This window comes from Dyadobacter sp. HNCC25DJ184 (assembly GCF_056895215.1).
Genome location: NZ_JBXHAQ010000015.1, coordinates 65,504 through 84,853, shown reverse-complemented (window position 1 = coordinate 84,853; position 19,350 = coordinate 65,504). Strand labels below are relative to the sequence as shown.

Sequence of the window (19,350 nt, the reverse complement as noted above, 5' to 3'; positions counted from 1 at the left end):
ATGAAAACTAGAATTGATATTATACTTGTCTCCGATGCTAAAAACAAACATTTACACGCCATTACGTTGGCAGCAATAGCATCTCTTGGAAAAAGTGCTAGTGTTTTCGTCGTTGAATCTAATAAAGAAGTTGAGTATGACAATGCCACTACTATTCATCCATCAAGCCCTTTTAATTACAACTCATATTTAAATATTGGAGCTTCTTACGGAAGTTCCGAGTATATTTTTTTCGGGAACAATGATCTTTTATTTGGATGTAACTGGGATGATATTATTATCAAAGCTATGGAAAAGCATGAGGTCGTCTCGGCATCTCCATATTCTCCTCATGGGAATTCAGATTTGTTACTCCATCTCAACTCAGAAGTAATTCATGGCTATGAAATAATTCGACAATTTTGCGGATGGGCTTTTGTTTGGAAAAGATCCTTTTTTGAATTGATAGGAGGGCTGGACGAAGAGTTTGAGTTTTGGTGTGCTGATAATATAGCAGTGGAACAATTGAAGAGAAGTGGTCACCAACATGTTTTAGTCCCACGAAGCATCGTACAGCATTTAGGTAGAAGTACCATGGGATATCTGGATCGAAAAACTAGAGCCAAGTACACAGTAAATTGCGTGGAAAAGTTCAACAAGAAATTCAACACCAATCTGTGGGAGGCTTCTTATATCAAAAATAGCAGAAAAATGGATTTTCGTTTTAGCCTCCAGCGCGTCTTTTCTAAGGTTTTTGGATAACACCCAAATGCATATCAAAAAAACAGAGAGCCTCGTTGAAGACTCTCTGACAAAAATACTATCATTTACGGATGATCGCTACAAAATACTTGTTCCAGTCATTTCTGCTGGTTTCGCGATATTCATCAATTCTAAAATTGTTGGTGCTATATCGGCTAATTTACCATCATTGATCGGCTTAGTGTATTCCTTATCAACTAATATACACGGTACTAGGTTGAGAGAATGGGCCGTGTTTGGTGTCCCGTCGTCATTACGCATATAGTCCGAATTTCCATGGTCAGCTATAATGATGGAAGAATAGCCATGGTCCAGGCCGGTTGTAACCACAGTCTGAACACATTGATCTACTGTCTCGCAAGCCTTTACAGCCGCCTCAAAAACACCGGTATGGCCTACCATATCCGGATTCGCAAAGTTAAGGCAAACGAAATCCACATCCTCTTTTATCAATTCAGGAACAATTGCGTCACGAAGGTCATATGCAGACATCTCTGGTTTCAGATCGTAAGTAGCCACTTTTGGAGATGGACACATCAACCTGCTTTCACCAACGAAAGGAGTTTCCCGTCCTCCCGAGAAAAAGAATGTTACGTGAGGATATTTCTCAGTTTCGGCAATCCTGATTTGCTTTTTGCCGGCAGCTTCCAATACTTCACCCAAAGTATTGTTCAGATTATCCTTATCAAATATGACGGAAACGCCTTGGAAAGAATCATCATAATTCGTCATTGTGATATACTTCAGACGAAGTTTGTGCATATTCTGTTCGTGAAAATCCTGTTGAGTAAGTGCCTCTGTAATCTCACGACCGCGGTCTGTACGGAAATTGAAACAAAGTACAACATCATCTTCTTCTATAAGACCCACTGGCGAGCCATCTGCATTAACAGCCACGATTGGATGAATAAATTCATCAGTAATCCCTGCTTCGTATGAATCAGTCACAGCAGCTAGTAAGTCGGATGCAGGCACATGCCTGCCTTCTCCCACAACCATCGCATCATAAGCTAATTTTACACGCTCCCAACGCTTATCTCTGTCCATCGCATAATAGCGACCGGTGATACTTGCGATCTGGCCGGTGCTTTCGCTCATCGATTTCTGAAGATCAGTCAGAAATCCTAATCCACTTTTTGGATCACAATCTCGTCCGTCGGTAAAGGCATGCACAAATACTTTGCTCAGACCTTGATCCGCAGCAATTTTGCATAGTCCTTTCACATGTTCTATATGAGAATGCACGCCTCCGTCTGAAACCAAACCGATGAAATGCACCTTTTTATCATTTATTTTCGCGTATTCAAGTGCCTCAACAAGCACAGGCTCTTTGCCCAATGTGCCTTCAGACACCGCAAGATTAATTTTCACCAAGTCCTGATAAACAACTCTTCCCGCTCCGAGATTGGTATGCCCCACTTCCGAGTTACCCATCTGACCATCAGGAAGCCCGACCGCTAAGCCACTGGCCGCCAGCTTGCTATGAGGATATTTCTCCAGAATACTGTCGTAAAATGGCGTATTGGCCGCCAGAACTGCTGAACGATTTTCTTCTCCGGCTTTGGCGATACCCCAACCGTCCATAATGATAAGAATGACTTTCTTGCTCAATGTATTTGTATTTTAGATTGGTTTAAAATTTCAATGTCTCAGGTTGTGCTTCTCTATCAGGAAGTCAAGAAAGGAATTTCCGCTTCTTCTGACGATATGATAAACTTGTTCAAAAGCCTGTTGATCTTCATAATACGGATCTGGCACTTGCGTCGATCCCTTCCGTTCAGGATCAAACATCCTGTATAAATAAAGCTGGTTTTCGGGAAGATAAGCACCCAACCCCTGAAAACTCTCCCTTCTGATATTGTCAAAATTGGAGGTATCCATCGCAAGTATATAGTGAAAATTCTCAAAATCAGATGAATCCAGCTGGCGAGCTCTGTGGGTAAGCTCAATACCATTGGTGTTTGCCACGCCTCTCATGCGTTTGTCGGCGAGTTTGCCTATATGATATGCCGCAGTTCCAGCCGAATCACATGAAATATAACTTTCAAGTTTCCTGTCCCTAACCAATTGCCTAAAAACTCCTTCCGCAATGGGAGAACGGCAGATATTACCTAAACAGACGAAAAGAACGCGTATCAAAATGGCCCGGTAAAATATACTCTGCTAATAATTACTTCTCTGATTCTACGGGCTTATTGTTCTCATCCACAATTACAAAAACCTCTTCGTTTGGTCTTCTCATCATAAATTTCTCCCTGGCCAGTTTTTCAATCAATCTGGGGCTCCCGAAAACTTCGTTGCGCTCCTTCTTGACCTGTACTATTTTTTCAACAAGACTTGTCTTTTCCTTTTCAAGATCTTTCATCTTCATCCTGTTCGACAACACTACTTTCATATTGTTGTTGTCCAGAAAAAGAATCCAGACAAGCCATATAATAAACGTTGCGGGATAAAAACTCCGCATCCATTTAAACCGACCTTGTTTTTTTTCCAGTTCAGACATGTCTTGAAGCAGAAAAACCGGAGTAGAAACTCCGGTTTTTCTTAATTTATTTAATTAGAATTTCAACCCTGGGAAATATGCGTTTTCTCCCAATTCTTCTTCGATACGAAGTAGTTGATTGTATTTAGCCATACGGTCAGAACGAGAAGCAGAACCAGTTTTGATCTGTCCTGTATTCATCGCAACTGCAAGATCCGCGATAGTTGAATCCTCAGTTTCACCTGAACGGTGAGACATGATGCTCTTATATTTGTTACGTTTTGCAAGATTTACCGCGTCGTAAGTTTCTGTCAAAGAACCAATCTGGTTAACCTTAATCAAAATAGCGTTTGCGATCTGCGATTCAATTCCTTGCGTCAGACGAGTAACATTGGTTACGAACAAGTCATCTCCTACCAGCTGGCATTTGCTGCCCACCGCATCGGTAAGTTTCTTCCAGCCAGTCCAATCGTCTTCGTCCATACCATCTTCGATAGAAATGATCGGATATTTAGCAACCCATTGAGCCCAGTAATCAGACATTTCGTCAGAAGTAAGCTTACGACCATCTGACTTTTTGAAGTGGTAAAGTCCGTTCTCGTAGAATTCAGAAACAGCAGCATCCATCGCAATGAAGATATCTTCACCTGGCTTGTATCCTGCTTTTTCGATTGCCTGAAGAACAACCTCGATTGCCTCCTCATTAGACTTGATATTTGGTGCAAAACCACCTTCGTCACCAACGTTGGTTGAATAACCTTTGCTTTTCAATACCGTTTTCAAAGTATGGAAAACCTCTACGCCCATACGCAAAGACTCAGAGAATGTATCTGCTTTTGCAGGCACGATCATAAACTCCTGGAAATCGATTGAGTTATCCGCGTGGCTACCACCATTCAGGATATTCATCATTGGTACCGGAAGCGTGTTTGCGTTTGTTCCACCTACATAACGGTAAAGCGGAAGACCTGCTTCTTGCGCACCAGCTTTTGCAGCAGCCAGAGAAACTCCTAAGATAGCATTTGCACCCAATTTGCTTTTGTTAGGCGTACCATCCAATTCGATCATAATTTTATCGATCAGATTTTGCTCAAAAATAGAACAGCCGATCAGCTCAGGAAAAATAATTTCATTGACATTTTCAACGGCTTTCAAAACCCCTTTTCCAACATATACGCTTTTGTCATCATCGCGTAACTCTACCGCTTCGTGTTTTCCGGTTGAAGCTCCAGATGGAACCGCAGCGCGGCCCAGGTAACCATTTTCCGTACGTATATCTACTTCAACTGTTGGATTTCCTCTTGAATCAAGAATTTGTCTCGCGTGTACTGACTGAATCGTACTCATTTGCAGCTTGGGGTTTTGATTATTAAATGTATTTATTATCGGTACAAAATAACACAAAAAAATCGTGATGCGGACACCGCAACACATTTTCCCGTAAATTTACACAAGTATTCAATTAAACTTCTACAATGAAACTTATCAACATACTGATTGCTCTTTGCCTGTTCTTATATCTTGATTCGCACGCTCAGACAGTACTCGCGCCAGATGAATTTAGTGTTAAATTAAATTCCGCAAAAAATGCGCAGTTGGTCGATGTGAGAACGCCGGGTGAATACAAGGATGGCCATCTATCGAAGTCGGTGAATATCGACTATAAAAACGCTGAATTCGCTAAAAATGTGAATAAGCTCGATAAAAACAAACCGGTGTTTGTCTATTGTCTTGCCGGCTCACGTAGCGCAGCAGCGGCTAAAATATTGCGTGAAAAAGGTTTCACGGAAGTTTACGATATGGCTGGCGGTTATATGAAATGGACAGCCGCAGGAAAAGCTGTGGAATCTGCACCAACGGCAAATGCGTCGTCCGGGTTGAGTTCGGCCGATTTTCAAAAGCTGGTGAATTCCCAAAAAGTAGTACTTGTAGATTTTTACGCGCCTTGGTGTGCACCTTGTGTTCAAATGCTACCAACTGTAAAAAAGTTGACTGCTGAGTACAAGTCTAAAGCCGGTATCGAAACAGTTTTATATGATCAAAACAAGGCAATCGCGAAGGAACTAGGTATTGAGGAAATACCTGCTTTTCTGTTATATAAAAACGGAAAGTTAGTTAAGCGTCAAAACGGACTCATGAGTGAAGCCCAATTCAGAAAACTGCTGGACGAAAATCTTTAAGAGTCGACGAAATTTAACATTCATAAAAAATCCCTTCAAAGTCGGACCTTGAAGGGATTTTTAAGTTTTAAACCAATTCTACCTCTGCTAACAAGCTTGTGAAGTTGTCGAACAGATATCTGCTATCGTGTGGCCCAGGCGAAGCTTCCGGGTGATATTGCACCGAGAAAGCCGGGTAGTCTTTACGTCTGATACCCTCGATTGTTTTATCATTCAAATTGATGTGGGTTATTTCCACATCCGGGTGACTTTCTATTTGATCAGGATTTACTGCGAAACCGTGGTTTTGAGAGGTGATCTCACACATGCCAGTGATCAGGTTTTTAACCGGGTGGTTAAGTCCTCTGTGTCCATGGTGCATTTTGTAAGTGTTGATTCCACTCGCAAGTGCCAGAAGCTGATGTCCAAGGCATATTCCGAAGAGCGGTTTGCCTGTTTTAATCATGCGATCAACATTTTCAACAGCATATTCCATAGACGAAGGATCTCCGGGTCCGTTCGATATAAAGAACCCGTCTGGCTCCCATTGCATCACTTCGCTGAACGAAGTTTTTGCAGGGAATACCTTGCAATAACACCCACGAGAAGTGAGGTTTTCAAGAATGCTTTTTTTGATACCATAATCCATCACCGCAACTCTCCATTTGCTCGACACTTCGTTCCCTACGAAATAGGGTTCCTCAGTCGTAACAACCGATGAAAGTTCAAGCCCTTCCATTGATGGAATCTTTTTCAATTCCTTCATCAACTCAACTTCATCCAGAATCTCAGAAGAAATGATTGCGTTCATTACTCCCTTTTCTCTCACATAGCGTACGATATGGCGTGTATCAATATTACTGATACCGACAATCTTCGCTCTTTCAAAATATTCCTGTAATGAGAAATCGGCACTGTGACGTGAATATATTTGAGAAAATGTGTTACACACCATCCCTCTGATCTTCACTGAGCCTGATTCTTCTTCATCTTCCAGCATCACACCGTAGTTTCCGATATGTGATGTTGTGTTTACAATAATTTGTCCATAGTATGACGGATCGGTATATATCTCCTGATATCCCGTCATTCCGGTATTAAAGCAGATTTCACCGCCAGTAGTACCGTGAATCCCCAAAGCTAATCCTCTGTACGCTGTTCCATCCTCCAGCAAAAGCAAGGCTTCTTTCTTTTGGCTCATATTATGTTTTTTATTTTTTCCTTTATTATTAACACCAACTGCCTGTTTTGATTCCATTCACTGGTAAATCTTTCTTAACTATCGAGGCCGACTGCCATGGCTATCTATAAAAAGGGGTTAAACGAAAAACGTCCAACCCCTTTTTATTATAATAACAATATGAAACTAGTCTTATTCACTATCGCGACCTCCGATTAGTTCATCTTGCAAAGTTTTCAATTCATCCCACTTGCCGTCAGCAGCAAGCTGAGCCTGTGCAGGCCAAGAAGCAGGGTTATGTACATTGTACTGAGAACCTGCTTTTTCAAGAATTTCCTGAATTGCTTCTGGTGTAGAACCAGCAAGATCAGCGAAAGAGACGATACCCGCCTCAGCTAGCAAATCAGCGATTTTTGGTCCGATACCTTCAATCTTCTTAAGATCATCTCCTTCGGCAACGATTTCACTTGGAGCAACTGCTTTCGCAGGAGCCGCAGCAGTTGCATCGTCTGCTTTCTTACCACCACGACGACTACGACGAGTTTTCGCAGGTTTGTCAGCATTTGCAAGAAGAAGAGCGTCATTGAAGTCTACCAGTTCAACTAATGCTACTTCAGCAGCATCACCCAAACGAGTTCCCAACTTGATGATTCTTGTATATCCTCCCGGACGGTTAGCGATCTTGTCAGAAACAGTTCCGAACAATTCTTTCACCGACTCCTTATCATTAAGATAAGAGAAAACAATACGTCTGTTGTGGGTAGAATCTTCTTTTGCACGAGTCAACAAAGGCTCAACGTACGTTCTAAGTTCTTTCGCTTTTGCCAGAGTTGTTTCAATTCTTTTGTGGATAATCAAAGAAGATGCCATGTTTGACAACATCGCCTTCCTGTGGGAAGCAGTTCTTCCTAAATGATTACCTTTCTTACCGTGTCTCATTATTACTTTTGTTTAGTTGCTTCGAGCAGCGTAATTACGCGCTTCAGAATACATACTTATGATGGAATTATTAAATTAATCCTCGTCCAAACGATATTTGGCAACATCCATTCCGAATGTTAATTGTTTGTCTGCTACAAGTTGTTCAAGCTCTGTAAGCGATTTTTTTCCAAAGTTACGGAATTTCATCATATCAGATATCTCCAATCTTACAAGATCACCTAATGACTTAACATCAGCTGACTTCAAACAGTTATATGCACGAACTGACAGATCAAGCTCAGAAAGAGACGTTTTGAGAAGTTTTCTCATACGCAACATTTCTTCGTCCACTTGATTATCTTCTTCAGCTTTCTGCTTCTCGAAGGTCATTGTCTGATCTGAGAATAGCATAAAGTGTTGAATAAGAATATTTGCAGCGCCCTTCAGGGCATCTTCCGGATGGATTGAACCATCAGTTTGGATGTCTATCAATAGGCGCTCATAGTCAGTACGTTGCTCAACACGTGTGTTTTCAACACTGTACTTAACATTCTTGATGGGTGTGTAAATCGAGTCCACTGCGATATATCCAAAAGGCAATTCATTTGCTCTTGGCTCATCAGCAGGCACATAACCTCTACCTTTATCCAGCAAAAGTTCCATTTCGAACTCCTTGTTGTCATCGATATGGCAAATAACCTGGTCCGGATTTAAAACCTCAAATGCGTTCGTAAATTTACCAATGTCGCCAGCTGTAACAACTGAAACATTTTTAAGATTTACAACGATCCTGCTTTCACTTAAATCCGAAACCTTTTTAAAACGAACCATTTTGAGGTTCAAAATAATTTCCGTTACATCTTCAACGATCCCTTCAATAGAGGAGAATTCGTGAAGTACGCCTGGAAACTTTACACTCGTAATGGCATAGCCTTCCAAAGAGGAAAGGAGAATTCGACGTAGTGCATTACCGATAGTAACACCATAACCTTTCTCCAAAGGCTTAAACTCAAACAACCCATGAAAGTCGTCTGCTTTTTCCATGACGACCTTATCAGGCATTTGGAAAGCTAATATTGACATAGTCCTTGCTCCTTTTATAGTAGTAAATGATAGTTGATCACGCTACCGTTACCTTTGCGATCGCAAAAATAGCCGTTTCCGACTAAAAGCACGCCTCGCGAAGGAGACGTGCTCAAATTTGTTAAGAAGATTATTATTTAGAGTACAATTCAACGATTAGTTGCTCGTTGATGTTCTCTGGAATTTGCTCACGCTCTGGGAACGTTACAAATTTTCCGCTTAATTGCTGTCCATCCCATTCAAGCCAGTTGAAACCTCTTGCACTGTGACCTGCAAGGCTGTCCGCTACTGCTTCAAGTGATTTAGATTTCTCACGAACTGTAACAACTTGACCGGGACGTAGAGAATATGATGGTATATTTACGATCTCACCATCCACAAGAATGTGTTTGTGAGATACCAATTGACGTGCTGCACGTCTTGTAGGAGCGATACCCAAACGATAAACTGTATTATCAAGACGGGCTTCGCAATACTTAAGCAAGTTTTCACCTGTAATACCTTCCTTAACAGCTGCTTTTTCAAACAGGTTACGGAATTGTCTCTCAAGTATACCGTAGATAAATTTCACCTTCTGCTTTTCCATCAATTGTAAAGCATATTCAGATTTTTTAGATCTACGACCTTTTCCGTGAACCCCCGGCGGGTAATTTTTCTTTGCAAGTGCTTTACTTGGACCTAGAATAGGTTCTCCGTAGCGTCTTGCAATCTTTGATTTGGGACCTGTATAACGAGCCATTTTAAACTTTTTGTTTACTTATAATTAATAAAAAACCATTCTGTAACCCCAGTGTCCAAATTACGAATGGGCTCTGTCTTCCGACAAAGATCTATACTCTACGGCGTTTTGGAGGACGACATCCGTTGTGAGGAAGCGGAGTGATGTCACGAATGATCGTAACTTCGATTCCAGCATTCTGAATTGTACGGATAGCCGACTCACGACCGGATCCTGGTCCTTTAACGAATACTTCCGCCTTACGCATACCCAGGTCAAACGCAACCTGAGCACAGTTCTGAGCTGCTGTTTGAGCAGCATAAGGAGTATTCTTTTTAGAACCACGGAATCCCATTTTACCAGCAGATGCCCAAGAAATAACCTGGCCATTGTTATTGGTAATTGAGATTATTATATTGTTGAAAGAAGCTTTGATGTGTACCTGGCCTACCGGCTCAACTACTACTACCCGCTTCTTAGCTTTATCTTTTCTCTTATTTTGTGCCATTGCTGTTGGAATAAGTTGTGTTTTTTAATACACTACTCATTTATTATTTAGTAGCCTTTTTCTTGTTCGCGATAGTTTTGCGTTTCCCTTTACGAGTACGAGAGTTATTCTTAGTTCTCTGACCACGTAACGGCAAACCTTTACGATGACGAAGACCACGATAACATGCAATGTCCATCAGGCGTTTAATGCTCAGTTGAACCTCCGACTTAAGTGCGCCTTCTACCTTATACTCTGTTGCGATAACCGAACGAACTGCTCCAGACTCTTCGTCAGACCAGTCGATAACTTTTTTGTCAATATCAACACCAGCTTTTTCAAGGATTTTTTTAGCCGAGCTACGACCAATTCCAAAAATATAAGTTAGTGAGATTTCGCCTCTTTTGCGGTCGGGAATATCAACTCCTGAAATACGTGCCATAGTTTCTTAACCTTGTCTTTGTTTATACCGTGGGTTCTTCTTATTAATAACATACACTTTCCCCTTCCGGCGTATTACCTTGCAGTCCTCGCTGCGCTTTTTTACTGATGCTTTTACCTTCATCTGAATAATACTTTTGCGTTTACTTAATAGGTGATCGTCTCCTTACTTGTATCTGTATACAATCCGGGCCTTGGATAAATCATAAGGAGACATTTCTAATTTTACCCTGTCGCCCGGCAAAATCTTAATATAATGCATTCTCATTTTTCCGGAAATATGCGCAATAACCTCGTGCTTATTTTCCAGTTCTACGCGAAACATCGCGTTTGAGAGTGCCTCTACAATTACTCCGTCTTGTTCGATTGATGCTTGTTTTGCCATTCGTAACTTAAGTGCTATACATTCACCATTAGGCTGGTATTGGCCGTTGCTTGTTCTATATATTCGAATGTTGTCAGAATCTCCGCTTCCCCTTTACGCACCACAACTGTATGCTCAAAGTGCGCTGAAGGTTTTCTATCCGAGGTTCTGATTGTCCACCCGTCTCTTTCTTGGACTACTCCTTTCACCCCCAAATTGATCATTGGCTCAATTGCAAGTACCATCCCCTCTTTTAGCTTCACTCCTTTTCCTCTTTTACCGTAATTGGGTACCTCCGGACTTTCGTGTAAGCTTTTTCCTACTCCATGTCCCACAAGTTCACGTACAACTCCGTAGCCCTTATGCTCAGTAAAACTCTGAATAGCGAAACCAATATCACCCATCCTCAAACCATCAACCGCCTGAGCAATTCCAAGATACAGTGATCTTTTTGTCGCAGTTAAAAGCTTCATCACCTCAGCCGACACTTCCCCCACCGGGTAGGTATAAGCACTGTCGCTATGATAGCCGCTCAATTTAACTCCGCAGTCGATTGAGACTATATCTCCATCCTTCAACTCATATTTTCCTGGTATTCCATGTACCACCACTTCGTTAACTGAAATACAAAGCGAAGCTGGAAAACCGTTGTAACCTTTGAATGATGGTGTACCACCAGAATCCTTTATATACTCTTCAGCTACCTTATCCAATTGAACTGTTGAAATCCCAGGTTTAATCCATCTGGCTACCTCAGCATGTGCTTTTCCCAGAACCTGGGCACTCTGCTTAATCAGATCAATCTCACTGTCGGTTTTGAGGTATATCATTCTTCGGATCAGATTGCAACACTTTCAGTGCGGCCAGTTACCCGTCCAGACTTCATCAGTCCTTCATAACGGCGCATCAAAAGATAACTCTCTACTTGCTGTAAGGTATCCAATACTACACCGACCATGATCAGAAGCGAGGTTCCACCAAAGAAATGTGCGAAGTCATTAGATATTCCCAACAAACTTGCGAATGCTGGAAGAGTTGCCACAATCGCCAGCATGATTGCTCCTGGGAATGTAATTCTGTCCAATACTGAACTGATATATTCCGAGGTCTGCTGACCTGGCTTTACTCCTGGGATAAACCCTCCGCCACGTTTCATATCATCTGCGATTTGTTGCGGATTTACTGAAATAGCGGTATAGAAGAATGTAAAAATAATGATCAAAACAGCGAACAGAAGGTTATACTGCCACGTAGTAAAATTCGCGAATATGGTAGCAACGTTACTTGCAAAATCGCTCTTTTCAGCAAAGTACGACGCACCCAAAGAAGGGATAAACATCAAAGCCTGAGCAAAGATAATCGGCATAACACCAGCAGCATTCATCTTTAAAGGCAAATACTGTCTCTGTCCACCCATTACCCTGTTACCAACAACTTGCTTCGCATATTGGATAGGTATCTTTCTAACTGCCTGCGTTAACATTACAGCACCCATTATCACAAAATAAAGAGCTACCATTTCCAACACAGTAAGCAGGATTGATCCGCTACCTCTTGAAACGAACTCCTTATAAATCGCTCCTGGAAAACGTGATACAATACCGATCATAATCAGCATTGAAATTCCATTTCCTACGCCCTTATCAGTAATTCTTTCTCCTAACCACATACAGAACATTGTTCCTGCAGTTAAAACAAAAACAGAAGATATGGTAAACATGCTTCTGCTAACTAGCAAAGCTTCGTCAGGCACGGTTGTATTCAAATATGCTGTTCCCTGAACAAGAGTTACAACAATTGTCAATACTCTTGTGATTTGGTTAAGCTTCTTCCTTCCTGACTCGCCTTCCTTCTGCATTTTCTGAAAATATGGCAATGCCATAGTTAACAGCTGAATAGCAATCGAGGCCGAGATGTAAGGCATGATGCCTAACGCAAAAATAGATGCCTTACTAAAGGCACCACCTAAGAACGTATCCAGCAAACCTAATAACCCTTGGGTAGAAACATTCAATTGATCTGGTTCTACTCCGGGTAATGCTACATAAGACCCTAAACGGAAGATTGTTATAAACAAAAGAGTGTTGAGAATACGTGTTCTCAACTCCTCAATCGCAAATATGTGTTTTATCGTCTCAATAAATCGTTTCATGCTCTGGGCTTACAATTTGCTGCCTATCCTCAAATCTTAAAAAAGCTTTACTATACGGTAACCGCTTTACCTCCTGCCTTTTCAATGGATTCAACCGCAGTTCCTGAGAAACCGTGAGCTTGCACCTCGATTGACATAGTAAATTCTCCGCGTCCAAGAATCTTTACAAGATCCTTTTTAGCTGCCAATCCGTTTTCACGAATCAGATCTACTGTGATTACAGTAGCGTTAATTTTCTGTGCCAAGTTTTGAATTGCATCCAGATTCAACGCTTTGTATTCAACACGGTTGATATTGTTAAATCCGAACTTAGGCAAACGTCTTTGAAGCGGCATCTGACCACCTTCAAAGTGTAACTTTCTGCTGTAACCGGAGCGAGACTGAGCACCTTTGTGACCACGTGCCGAAGTTCCTCCCTTTCCAGATCCTTGGCCACGACCAACGCGTTTCCCAACTTTAACAGATCCAGCTGCCGGTTTTAATGAACTAAGATTCATACTATTAGTATCTATTAAATTTCTTCAACTTTAACCAAATGGCTAACCTTACGGATCATCCCCGCAATAGCGTCGCTATTTTCCTTTTCAACCGAACGGTTTAGTTTCCCCAACCCTAAAGCTTTAATAGTAAGCTTTTGTCTTTCAGGACGGTCGATTGCACTCTTAACCTGCGTAATACGTACTTTTGACATAATTCCTATCAGATAATGGTATCCTTACGGATTACCCATTGAATACTTTCTCTAATTTAACACCACGCTGGAAAGCAACCTGATGAGGAGCTCTCATTTTCAAAAGCGCATCAATAGTAGCCTTGATAACGTTGTGAGGATTTGAAGATCCTTTGGATTTCGCCAATACATCCTTAATCCCTGCGCTTTCAAGTACCGCTCTCATTGGACCGCCTGCAAGAACACCTGTACCAGGAGCTGCCGGTTTGATCAAGACGAAACCACCGCTGAATTTACCTTCCATTTCGTGAGGAACAGTATGCTTCAGCATTGGAACCTGAATAAGGTTCTTCTTAGCGTCGTCAATTCCCTTTGCAATGGCGTCAGTTACTTCATTGGCCTTACCAAGTCCGTATCCAACTACACCATGACCGTCTCCAACCACAACAATGGCTGAAAAGCTAAAACGACGACCACCCTTTACAACTTTTGCTACACGATTGATCGCTACTACGCGTTCTTTCAGTTCTGATTCGTTAACCTTTGAAGGTCTTGTATTTGTAGACATAGTCTTCGTTATCTTAGAATTTCAGGCCACCCTCGCGAGCTCCGTCGGCCAATGCTTTAACTTTACCGTGGTACAAATATCCGTTACGGTCAAAAACAACCGCAGAGATACCTGCTTCCTGTGCCTTAACAGCAATCTTCTTTCCTACCTCAGCAGCAGCTGCAACATTGCTGTTTTCTTTCTTCGCTCCCAATTCGTGAGATGAAGCACTTACTAAGGTAATTCCTTTAATATCATCTATGATTTGTGCATAGATCGAAGTATTTGATCTAAACACTGACAATCTAGGACGCTCTGCACTTCCTTTCACTTTCTTACGAATGTGAAGCTTTAAGCGTTGTCTTCTATCTACTTTTGACGTAGCCATTTTATTTTTTATCTAAACTTTGTTTATACAATAACTCCGTGGCTACGCTTATTTCTTAGCTGATTTACCAGCTTTGCGGCGTACAATCTCACCCACAAAACGAATACCTTTACCTTTGTAAGGCTCAACTTTACGAAGTGATTTAATCTTAGCAGCAACGGAACCTATCAATTCTTTATCAATTCCTTCCAAAATCACTTTAGGATTCTGACCCTTTTCAGAAGTCGTCGTAACCTTGATTTCTTCAGGGATTGCCATAAAGATGTTGTGAGAATAACCAAGTTGCAATTCCAATACATTATTGGCAGAACTTGCTTTGTAACCAACACCTATAATTTCCAACTCCTTCTTGTATCCTTCACCTACACCGATCACCATGTTGTTGATCAATGAGCGGTACAAACCGTGAAGTGCCTTATGACGCTTCTGTTCAGTAGGACGTTTAACAGTTATATTGCTTCCTTCAACCTCAATAGTGATATCTGAATCAACGGCCTGCGTCAACGTTCCCTTCGGTCCCTTTACCGACACCAAGTTATTATCAGCAACATTTACTGATATACCTGCCGGTAAAACAATTACTTTATTTCCTATCCGTGACATTTCCTGGAATACTTTAAAATATTAATACACGAAACATAACACTTCACCACCTACATTGAGCGTCTTGGCTTCCTTATCTGTCATTACACCTTTCGATGTTGAGATAATTACAGTTCCCAAACCTCCCAACACACGTGGAAGTGTAGATGAACCCGCATACTTACGAAGACCTGGCTTACTCACTCTCTGCAACTTAACGATCGCTGATTGTTTAGTAACAGGATTATACTTCAAGGCTATTTTAATTGTACCCTGAGGACCGGTTTCATCAAATTTATAACTCTGAATGTACCCTTTATCAAAAAGCACTTTCGTTATTTCTTTCTTTATGTTGGACGCAGGTATCTCTACAACTCTATGTTTTGCTTTGATAGCATTTCTGAGTCTGGTTAGATAATCTGCTATTGGATCCGTTAACATTTTTATTCTTATTTAAGACACTCCCCTCAAAAGGGAGTGCAAAGTTAAGTAATTGAAATCAGAATTGAAAATATTCTTACCAACTAGATTTTGTTACTCCAGGGATCTTGCCATCGGAGGCCATTTCTCTGAACAAAACTCTTGATATTCCAAATTTTCTCATATAACCCCTTGGTCTTCCTGTAATTTTGCAACGATTGTGCAATCTTACTGGTGAAGAATTTCTGGGTAATTTATCCAAACCAACCCAGTCACCTGCTTCTTTCAACTTCTTACGCTTTTCAGCATACCTTGCAACGAGTGCCTCTTTTTTTCTGTCCCGTGCTTTTACTGATTCTTTTGCCATTTCGGTAAATATCTTAATATTTAAGAATTATCCTTGTTTATTCGCGTTTGTGAAAGGCATTCCAAGAGCTTTCAACAATTCGTAACCTTCTTCATCTGAATTAGTCGAAGTAACGAATGTGATGTCCATTCCTGTAATTTTATTTACCTTCTCGATACTGATCTCAGGGAAAATAATTTGCTCCTTAACACCGAACGTATAGTTTCCGCGTCCATCAAATCCTTTGTCGCTGATACCTTTGAAGTCACGTACACGAGGCATCGCAATTGCAGTAAGGCGATCAAGGAACTCATACATACGATCTCCACGAAGTGTTACTTTCGCGCCGATCGGCATGTTCTCACGAAGTTTGAAGTTAGAAACAGCTTTCTTCGAGATTGTTGCTATTGCTTTCTGACCTGTGATCAGACCTAGTTCTTCAACTCCTGTATCAACCAATTTCTTGTCTGCTACTGCAGCGCCGATACCTTTGTTTATTACTATTTTTTGAAGACGAGGAACCTGCATGATCGAGCTGAACTGAAATTTCTCTTTCAATTGTGCCACAACCTCACCCTCATACTTTTCTTTCAATCTTGGCTTTGCCATTGTTTTCAATTGATTATTGTGGATTACCGACCCACCTATCTATAATAATTTACTTACCTTAGTATTAAAGGAAACTTCCTGATTTCTTAGCGAAACGCTGAAGTTTGCCTTTATCGTTAAGCTTGCGTCCCGTTCTTGTTGGCTCGCCTGTTTTAGGATCGATAACCTTCAAATTACTGATATGGATGCTTCCTTCACGCTTTTCAATGCTCCCTTGTGGGTTTTGAGCATTAGGTTTAACATGTTTAGTGATCATGTTAACGCCTTCAACAGTAGCTCTAAGTTTATCAACAAGGATAGTTTTCACCTTGCCTGTTTCACCTTTGGCGTTTCCTGAGATAACCTTTACGGTATCTCCGCTACGAACGTGAAGCTTAGTTGCTTTTTTATTTTTACTTTCCATTTGAGATCTTCTCTTAATTCGGTTTAAAGAAATACTTAATTGACTGATTTCTTACAACACTTCCGGTGCCAGAGAAACGATCTTCATGAATTGTTTCTCACGCAATTCCCGTGCAACGGGTCCGAAGATACGTGAACCCCGTGGCTCATCGTTGTTGTTCAACAAAACAGCAGCATTATCTTCAAAACGTATATAAGTACCGTCTTTGCGGCGTACTTCCTTTTTAGTCCGTACAACAACAGCTTTTGACACTGTTCCTTTTTTCATACTGCTCGAAGACAGAGCCGACTTTACTGTTACGACGATTTTGTCGCCTACTGAGGCATAGCGTTTGCCAGTTCCGCCAAGTACCCGAATTACGAGTACTTCCTTCGCTCCACTGTTATCTGCTACCGACAGTCTTGATTCTTGCTGTACCATAGTTACTTAGCTTTTTCAAGGATTTCTACTAATCTCCAACGCTTATTCTTACTAAGCGGACGGGTTTCCATAACCTTGATAGTATCACCGATACCTACCTGGTTAGTTTCGTCATGCACCATCAATTTGGTAGTTTTAGTCATAAACTTACCATATTTCTCATGCTTAACTTTACGTTCTACGGTAATGACACAAGACTTGTCCATCTTGTTGCTTACTACCTTTCCAACTCTTTCTTTGCGTAAATTTCTTTCTGTTGCTTCCATAATTTCTAAAAATGGTTTACTGCTGGTTACCTTTAGCCGACTGCTCGGTTAAGAGCCTTGCAATTTCCTTACGTGAAGCGCGAATACGCAAAGGGTTTTCGATTGGAGAAATAGCGTGAGCAAATTTCAACCGTAGTAAGCGCTCTCTCTCCTGCGCTATCTGCTCTTTGAGCTGATCCTGCGACAGACTTTTTATTTCTTTACTAGTCATTGCTTTTAATTATTAGCGGTTTGATTTCGTTCGGGGTTAGTCTATTCCTGGTAATCCCGACGAACCACAAACTTTGTTTTAATTGGCAACTTTTGTGCAGCCAAACGCAATGCCTCATTGGCAGTTTCAAGCGCAACACCGGTTGCTTCGAAAATGATTGTCCCTGGTTTAACAGGAGCCACCCAATACTCAGGAGCACCTTTCCCTTTACCCATACGAACCTCTGCAGGCTTCTTCGTAATAGGTTTATCAGGGAAAACACGAATCCACACCTGGCCTTCACGTTTCATAGCCCGCGTAACTGAAATACGCGCTGCTTCGATCTGACGTGCTGTTAGCCAGCCTGGTTCAAGCGACTTGATCGCAAAAGATCCGAAAGCGATCTCATGCCCACGAGTGGCTAGACCTTTTTCTGAACCCTTGTTCTTTTGCTGCTTGCGAAATTTTGTTCTTTTCGGCTGTAACATGATTCTAATCTATTTGAACCGATTTATAAAACCGGGAAATGTCTGATTACTTCTTCTTATTTTTATTTCTCTTGCGACGATCAGCATCACCGGCTCCGCCTGCTCCCTCTGGGCGATCGTTTCCACGTCCACCTCTTCTATCTCCACCTCTTCCGCCGCGGTCGTTTCCGCCTCTGTCAGATGCTCTGTCATTTCTTTCAGATGCTGCTGTTGCTGCGCTTGGAGTCAAATCACGCTTGCCATACAATTCGCCTTTGAAGATCCACACTTTGATACCTATTTTACCATAGATAGTTTGTGCTTCTGATATTGCATAATCAATATCTGCTCTCAAAGTATGTAGAGGAATTCTTCCTTCTTTGTATTCTTCAGTACGTGCCATTTCAGCACCTCCCAAACGACCACCAAGACGAACTTTGATTCCTTGCGTTCCTACACGCATTGCAGATGCAATTGCTTGCTTCATTGCACGACGGTAAGAAATACGAGCCTGAAGTTGCTGAGCGATTGCTTCGCCTACCAATTTCGCATCGATCTCAGGACGTTTGATCTCATAAATGTTGATCTGTACGTCTTTACCTGTGATCTTTTTAAGCTCTTCTTTGATTTTATCTACCTCGCTACCACCTTTACCTATCACAATACCCGGACGAGCAGTGTGAATAGTCAAAGTAATGCGCTTCAATGTACGTTCAATAACTACCTTAGAGATAGATCCCTTAGGGATACGTGCCTTAATGTAGTTACGGATTTTTTCGTCTTCAACTAATTTGTCAGAGAAGTCCTTTCCTCCGTACCAGCTAGACTCCCATCCTCTAACAATTCCTAGTCTCAGACCTATAGGATTAACCTTTTGTCCCATTCGATATAGATCGTTTTACTTATGATTCGGTGATTACTGTATTTACTGCGCTTGCTGCCGCTTCGTCATCTATCACGATTGTGATATGATTGCTACGCTTACGGATTCTGTGAGCCCGTCCTTGGGGCGCAGGGCGCAAACGCTTCAACATACGTCCACCGTCAATAAATACGGTTTTTACAACTAGATCCGCATCTTCAAGTTTCGCGTCCTCATTCAATTGCTGCCAGTTGGCAACAGCTGAAAGTAAAACTTTGTGCAAAACAGGTGAAGAAGCTCTTGGCTGAAATTTTAATAGCGCCAACGCTTTGCTGACCTTTTGTCCGCGAATCATGTCGGCTACTAGTCTCATCTTGCGAGGAGAAGTAGGCACATTTCTTAATATAGCTCTTGCTTCCATGTTCTTTCAGATATAGGCTCGTTTACTTTGA

At 41.5% G+C, this 19,350-nt stretch carries 31 protein-coding genes; 2 read left to right on the top strand and 29 right to left on the bottom strand.

What is annotated here, in order from left to right; genetic code table 11:
- Positions 1–741 (top strand): glycosyltransferase family 2 protein, encoded by a 741-nt coding sequence (locus AC1XUD_RS20775; protein ID WP_483362940.1) that lies wholly within the window; start codon positions 1–3, stop codon positions 739–741.
- A gap of 78 nt (positions 742–819) precedes the next feature.
- Here AC1XUD_RS20775 and gpmI read toward each other — a convergent pair whose 3' ends face one another.
- Genes gpmI through eno form a run of 4 tightly spaced genes read right to left on the bottom strand, consistent with a single transcriptional unit; the run spans position 820 to position 4,570 of the window.
- Positions 820–2,352, bottom strand: a complete 1,533-nt coding sequence (gpmI, locus tag AC1XUD_RS20770) for a 2,3-bisphosphoglycerate-independent phosphoglycerate mutase (protein WP_483362939.1) — start codon at positions 2,350–2,352, stop codon at positions 820–822.
- Between the two features lie 30 nt (positions 2,353–2,382).
- The gene (locus tag AC1XUD_RS20765; protein WP_483362938.1) at positions 2,383–2,880 is read right to left on the bottom strand and encodes a low molecular weight protein-tyrosine-phosphatase; all 498 of its coding nucleotides are present in this window, start codon (positions 2,878–2,880) and stop codon (positions 2,383–2,385) included.
- 31 nt (positions 2,881–2,911) lie between these two features.
- Entirely contained in the window at positions 2,912–3,244 is a 333-nt protein-coding gene (locus AC1XUD_RS20760) for an FtsB family cell division protein (RefSeq protein WP_483362937.1), read from the bottom strand.
- Between the two features lie 54 nt (positions 3,245–3,298).
- The gene (gene eno / locus AC1XUD_RS20755; RefSeq protein ID WP_483362936.1) at positions 3,299–4,570 is read right to left on the bottom strand and encodes a phosphopyruvate hydratase; all 1,272 of its coding nucleotides are present in this window, start codon (positions 4,568–4,570) and stop codon (positions 3,299–3,301) included.
- Positions 4,571–4,698: 128 nt separating this feature from the next.
- Here eno and AC1XUD_RS20750 point away from each other — a divergent pair, with 128 nt between their 5' ends.
- On the top strand, positions 4,699–5,403 hold the full coding sequence (locus tag AC1XUD_RS20750; RefSeq protein WP_483362935.1) for a thioredoxin domain-containing protein: 705 nt from the start codon (positions 4,699–4,701) through the stop codon (positions 5,401–5,403).
- Between the two features lie 67 nt (positions 5,404–5,470).
- Here the strand turns inward: AC1XUD_RS20750 and carA are convergent, their stop codons facing one another.
- The 25 genes from carA to rplV all read right to left on the bottom strand — a co-directional run bounded on the left by carA (position 5,471) and on the right by rplV (position 19,319).
- Positions 5,471–6,583: a glutamine-hydrolyzing carbamoyl-phosphate synthase small subunit gene (carA, locus tag AC1XUD_RS20745; RefSeq protein WP_483362934.1), complete on the bottom strand. Its 1,113-nt coding sequence runs from the start codon at positions 6,581–6,583 to the stop codon at positions 5,471–5,473.
- A 171-nt stretch (positions 6,584–6,754) separates the two neighbouring features.
- On the bottom strand, positions 6,755–7,501 hold the full coding sequence (gene rplQ, locus AC1XUD_RS20740) for a 50S ribosomal protein L17 (RefSeq protein WP_483362933.1): 747 nt from the start codon (positions 7,499–7,501) through the stop codon (positions 6,755–6,757).
- A gap of 75 nt (positions 7,502–7,576) precedes the next feature.
- Positions 7,577–8,566, bottom strand: coding sequence for a DNA-directed RNA polymerase subunit alpha (locus AC1XUD_RS20735; protein ID WP_483362932.1), 990 nt, complete (start codon positions 8,564–8,566; stop codon positions 7,577–7,579).
- 133 nt (positions 8,567–8,699) lie between these two features.
- On the bottom strand, positions 8,700–9,305 hold the full coding sequence (rpsD, locus tag AC1XUD_RS20730) for a 30S ribosomal protein S4 (RefSeq protein WP_483362931.1): 606 nt from the start codon (positions 9,303–9,305) through the stop codon (positions 8,700–8,702).
- 91 nt (positions 9,306–9,396) lie between these two features.
- On the bottom strand, positions 9,397–9,792 hold the full coding sequence (gene rpsK, locus AC1XUD_RS20725) for a 30S ribosomal protein S11 (RefSeq protein ID WP_483362930.1): 396 nt from the start codon (positions 9,790–9,792) through the stop codon (positions 9,397–9,399).
- 43 nt (positions 9,793–9,835) lie between these two features.
- Entirely contained in the window at positions 9,836–10,213 is a 378-nt protein-coding gene (gene rpsM / locus AC1XUD_RS20720; RefSeq protein WP_483362929.1) for a 30S ribosomal protein S13, read from the bottom strand.
- Positions 10,214–10,219: 6 nt separating this feature from the next.
- On the bottom strand, positions 10,220–10,336 hold the full coding sequence (gene ykgO, locus AC1XUD_RS20715) for a type B 50S ribosomal protein L36 (RefSeq protein ID WP_015813811.1): 117 nt from the start codon (positions 10,334–10,336) through the stop codon (positions 10,220–10,222).
- Positions 10,337–10,378: 42 nt separating this feature from the next.
- The gene (infA, locus tag AC1XUD_RS20710; protein WP_215237031.1) at positions 10,379–10,597 is read right to left on the bottom strand and encodes a translation initiation factor IF-1; all 219 of its coding nucleotides are present in this window, start codon (positions 10,595–10,597) and stop codon (positions 10,379–10,381) included.
- A gap of 14 nt (positions 10,598–10,611) precedes the next feature.
- Positions 10,612–11,406 carry a type I methionyl aminopeptidase gene (map, locus tag AC1XUD_RS20705; RefSeq protein WP_483362928.1) on the bottom strand — a complete coding sequence of 265 codons (795 nt, stop codon included), beginning with the start codon at positions 11,404–11,406 and terminating at the stop codon, positions 10,612–10,614.
- An 8-nt stretch (positions 11,407–11,414) separates the two neighbouring features.
- The gene (gene secY, locus AC1XUD_RS20700) at positions 11,415–12,728 is read right to left on the bottom strand and encodes a preprotein translocase subunit SecY (RefSeq protein WP_483362927.1); all 1,314 of its coding nucleotides are present in this window, start codon (positions 12,726–12,728) and stop codon (positions 11,415–11,417) included.
- A gap of 50 nt (positions 12,729–12,778) precedes the next feature.
- Complete coding sequence (rplO, locus tag AC1XUD_RS20695; protein ID WP_483362926.1) at positions 12,779–13,225, bottom strand: 50S ribosomal protein L15; 447 nt, start codon at positions 13,223–13,225, stop codon at positions 12,779–12,781.
- 14 nt (positions 13,226–13,239) lie between these two features.
- Positions 13,240–13,419 (bottom strand): 50S ribosomal protein L30, encoded by a 180-nt coding sequence (gene rpmD / locus AC1XUD_RS20690; RefSeq protein WP_483362925.1) that lies wholly within the window; start codon positions 13,417–13,419, stop codon positions 13,240–13,242.
- Between the two features lie 31 nt (positions 13,420–13,450).
- Positions 13,451–13,966, bottom strand: coding sequence for a 30S ribosomal protein S5 (gene rpsE, locus AC1XUD_RS20685; protein WP_483362924.1), 516 nt, complete (start codon positions 13,964–13,966; stop codon positions 13,451–13,453).
- 13 nt (positions 13,967–13,979) lie between these two features.
- A complete protein-coding gene (rplR, locus tag AC1XUD_RS20680; protein ID WP_483362923.1) occupies positions 13,980–14,333 on the bottom strand; it encodes a 50S ribosomal protein L18 in 354 nt (117 codons plus the stop codon).
- Between the two features lie 48 nt (positions 14,334–14,381).
- Positions 14,382–14,936 carry a 50S ribosomal protein L6 gene (gene rplF, locus AC1XUD_RS20675; RefSeq protein WP_483362922.1) on the bottom strand — a complete coding sequence of 185 codons (555 nt, stop codon included), beginning with the start codon at positions 14,934–14,936 and terminating at the stop codon, positions 14,382–14,384.
- Positions 14,937–14,957: 21 nt separating this feature from the next.
- Positions 14,958–15,356 (bottom strand): 30S ribosomal protein S8, encoded by a 399-nt coding sequence (gene rpsH, locus AC1XUD_RS20670; protein ID WP_483362921.1) that lies wholly within the window; start codon positions 15,354–15,356, stop codon positions 14,958–14,960.
- 76 nt (positions 15,357–15,432) lie between these two features.
- Positions 15,433–15,702, bottom strand: coding sequence for a 30S ribosomal protein S14 (gene rpsN, locus AC1XUD_RS20665; RefSeq protein ID WP_483362920.1), 270 nt, complete (start codon positions 15,700–15,702; stop codon positions 15,433–15,435).
- 27 nt (positions 15,703–15,729) lie between these two features.
- Entirely contained in the window at positions 15,730–16,290 is a 561-nt protein-coding gene (gene rplE / locus AC1XUD_RS20660) for a 50S ribosomal protein L5 (RefSeq protein WP_483362919.1), read from the bottom strand.
- 64 nt (positions 16,291–16,354) lie between these two features.
- Complete coding sequence (rplX, locus tag AC1XUD_RS20655; protein WP_483362918.1) at positions 16,355–16,693, bottom strand: 50S ribosomal protein L24; 339 nt, start codon at positions 16,691–16,693, stop codon at positions 16,355–16,357.
- A 51-nt stretch (positions 16,694–16,744) separates the two neighbouring features.
- The gene (rplN, locus tag AC1XUD_RS20650; protein WP_090341176.1) at positions 16,745–17,113 is read right to left on the bottom strand and encodes a 50S ribosomal protein L14; all 369 of its coding nucleotides are present in this window, start codon (positions 17,111–17,113) and stop codon (positions 16,745–16,747) included.
- A 2-nt stretch (positions 17,114–17,115) separates the two neighbouring features.
- A complete protein-coding gene (gene rpsQ, locus AC1XUD_RS20645) occupies positions 17,116–17,379 on the bottom strand; it encodes a 30S ribosomal protein S17 (RefSeq protein ID WP_483362917.1) in 264 nt (87 codons plus the stop codon).
- A gap of 16 nt (positions 17,380–17,395) precedes the next feature.
- Positions 17,396–17,590, bottom strand: a complete 195-nt coding sequence (gene rpmC, locus AC1XUD_RS20640; protein WP_483362916.1) for a 50S ribosomal protein L29 — start codon at positions 17,588–17,590, stop codon at positions 17,396–17,398.
- Positions 17,591–17,631: 41 nt separating this feature from the next.
- Complete coding sequence (gene rplP, locus AC1XUD_RS20635; protein WP_483362915.1) at positions 17,632–18,057, bottom strand: 50S ribosomal protein L16; 426 nt, start codon at positions 18,055–18,057, stop codon at positions 17,632–17,634.
- Between the two features lie 46 nt (positions 18,058–18,103).
- Entirely contained in the window at positions 18,104–18,919 is an 816-nt protein-coding gene (gene rpsC / locus AC1XUD_RS20630; RefSeq protein ID WP_483362914.1) for a 30S ribosomal protein S3, read from the bottom strand.
- Between the two features lie 19 nt (positions 18,920–18,938).
- Entirely contained in the window at positions 18,939–19,319 is a 381-nt protein-coding gene (rplV, locus tag AC1XUD_RS20625) for a 50S ribosomal protein L22 (protein ID WP_483362913.1), read from the bottom strand.
- Positions 19,320–19,350: the final 31 nt, after the last annotated feature.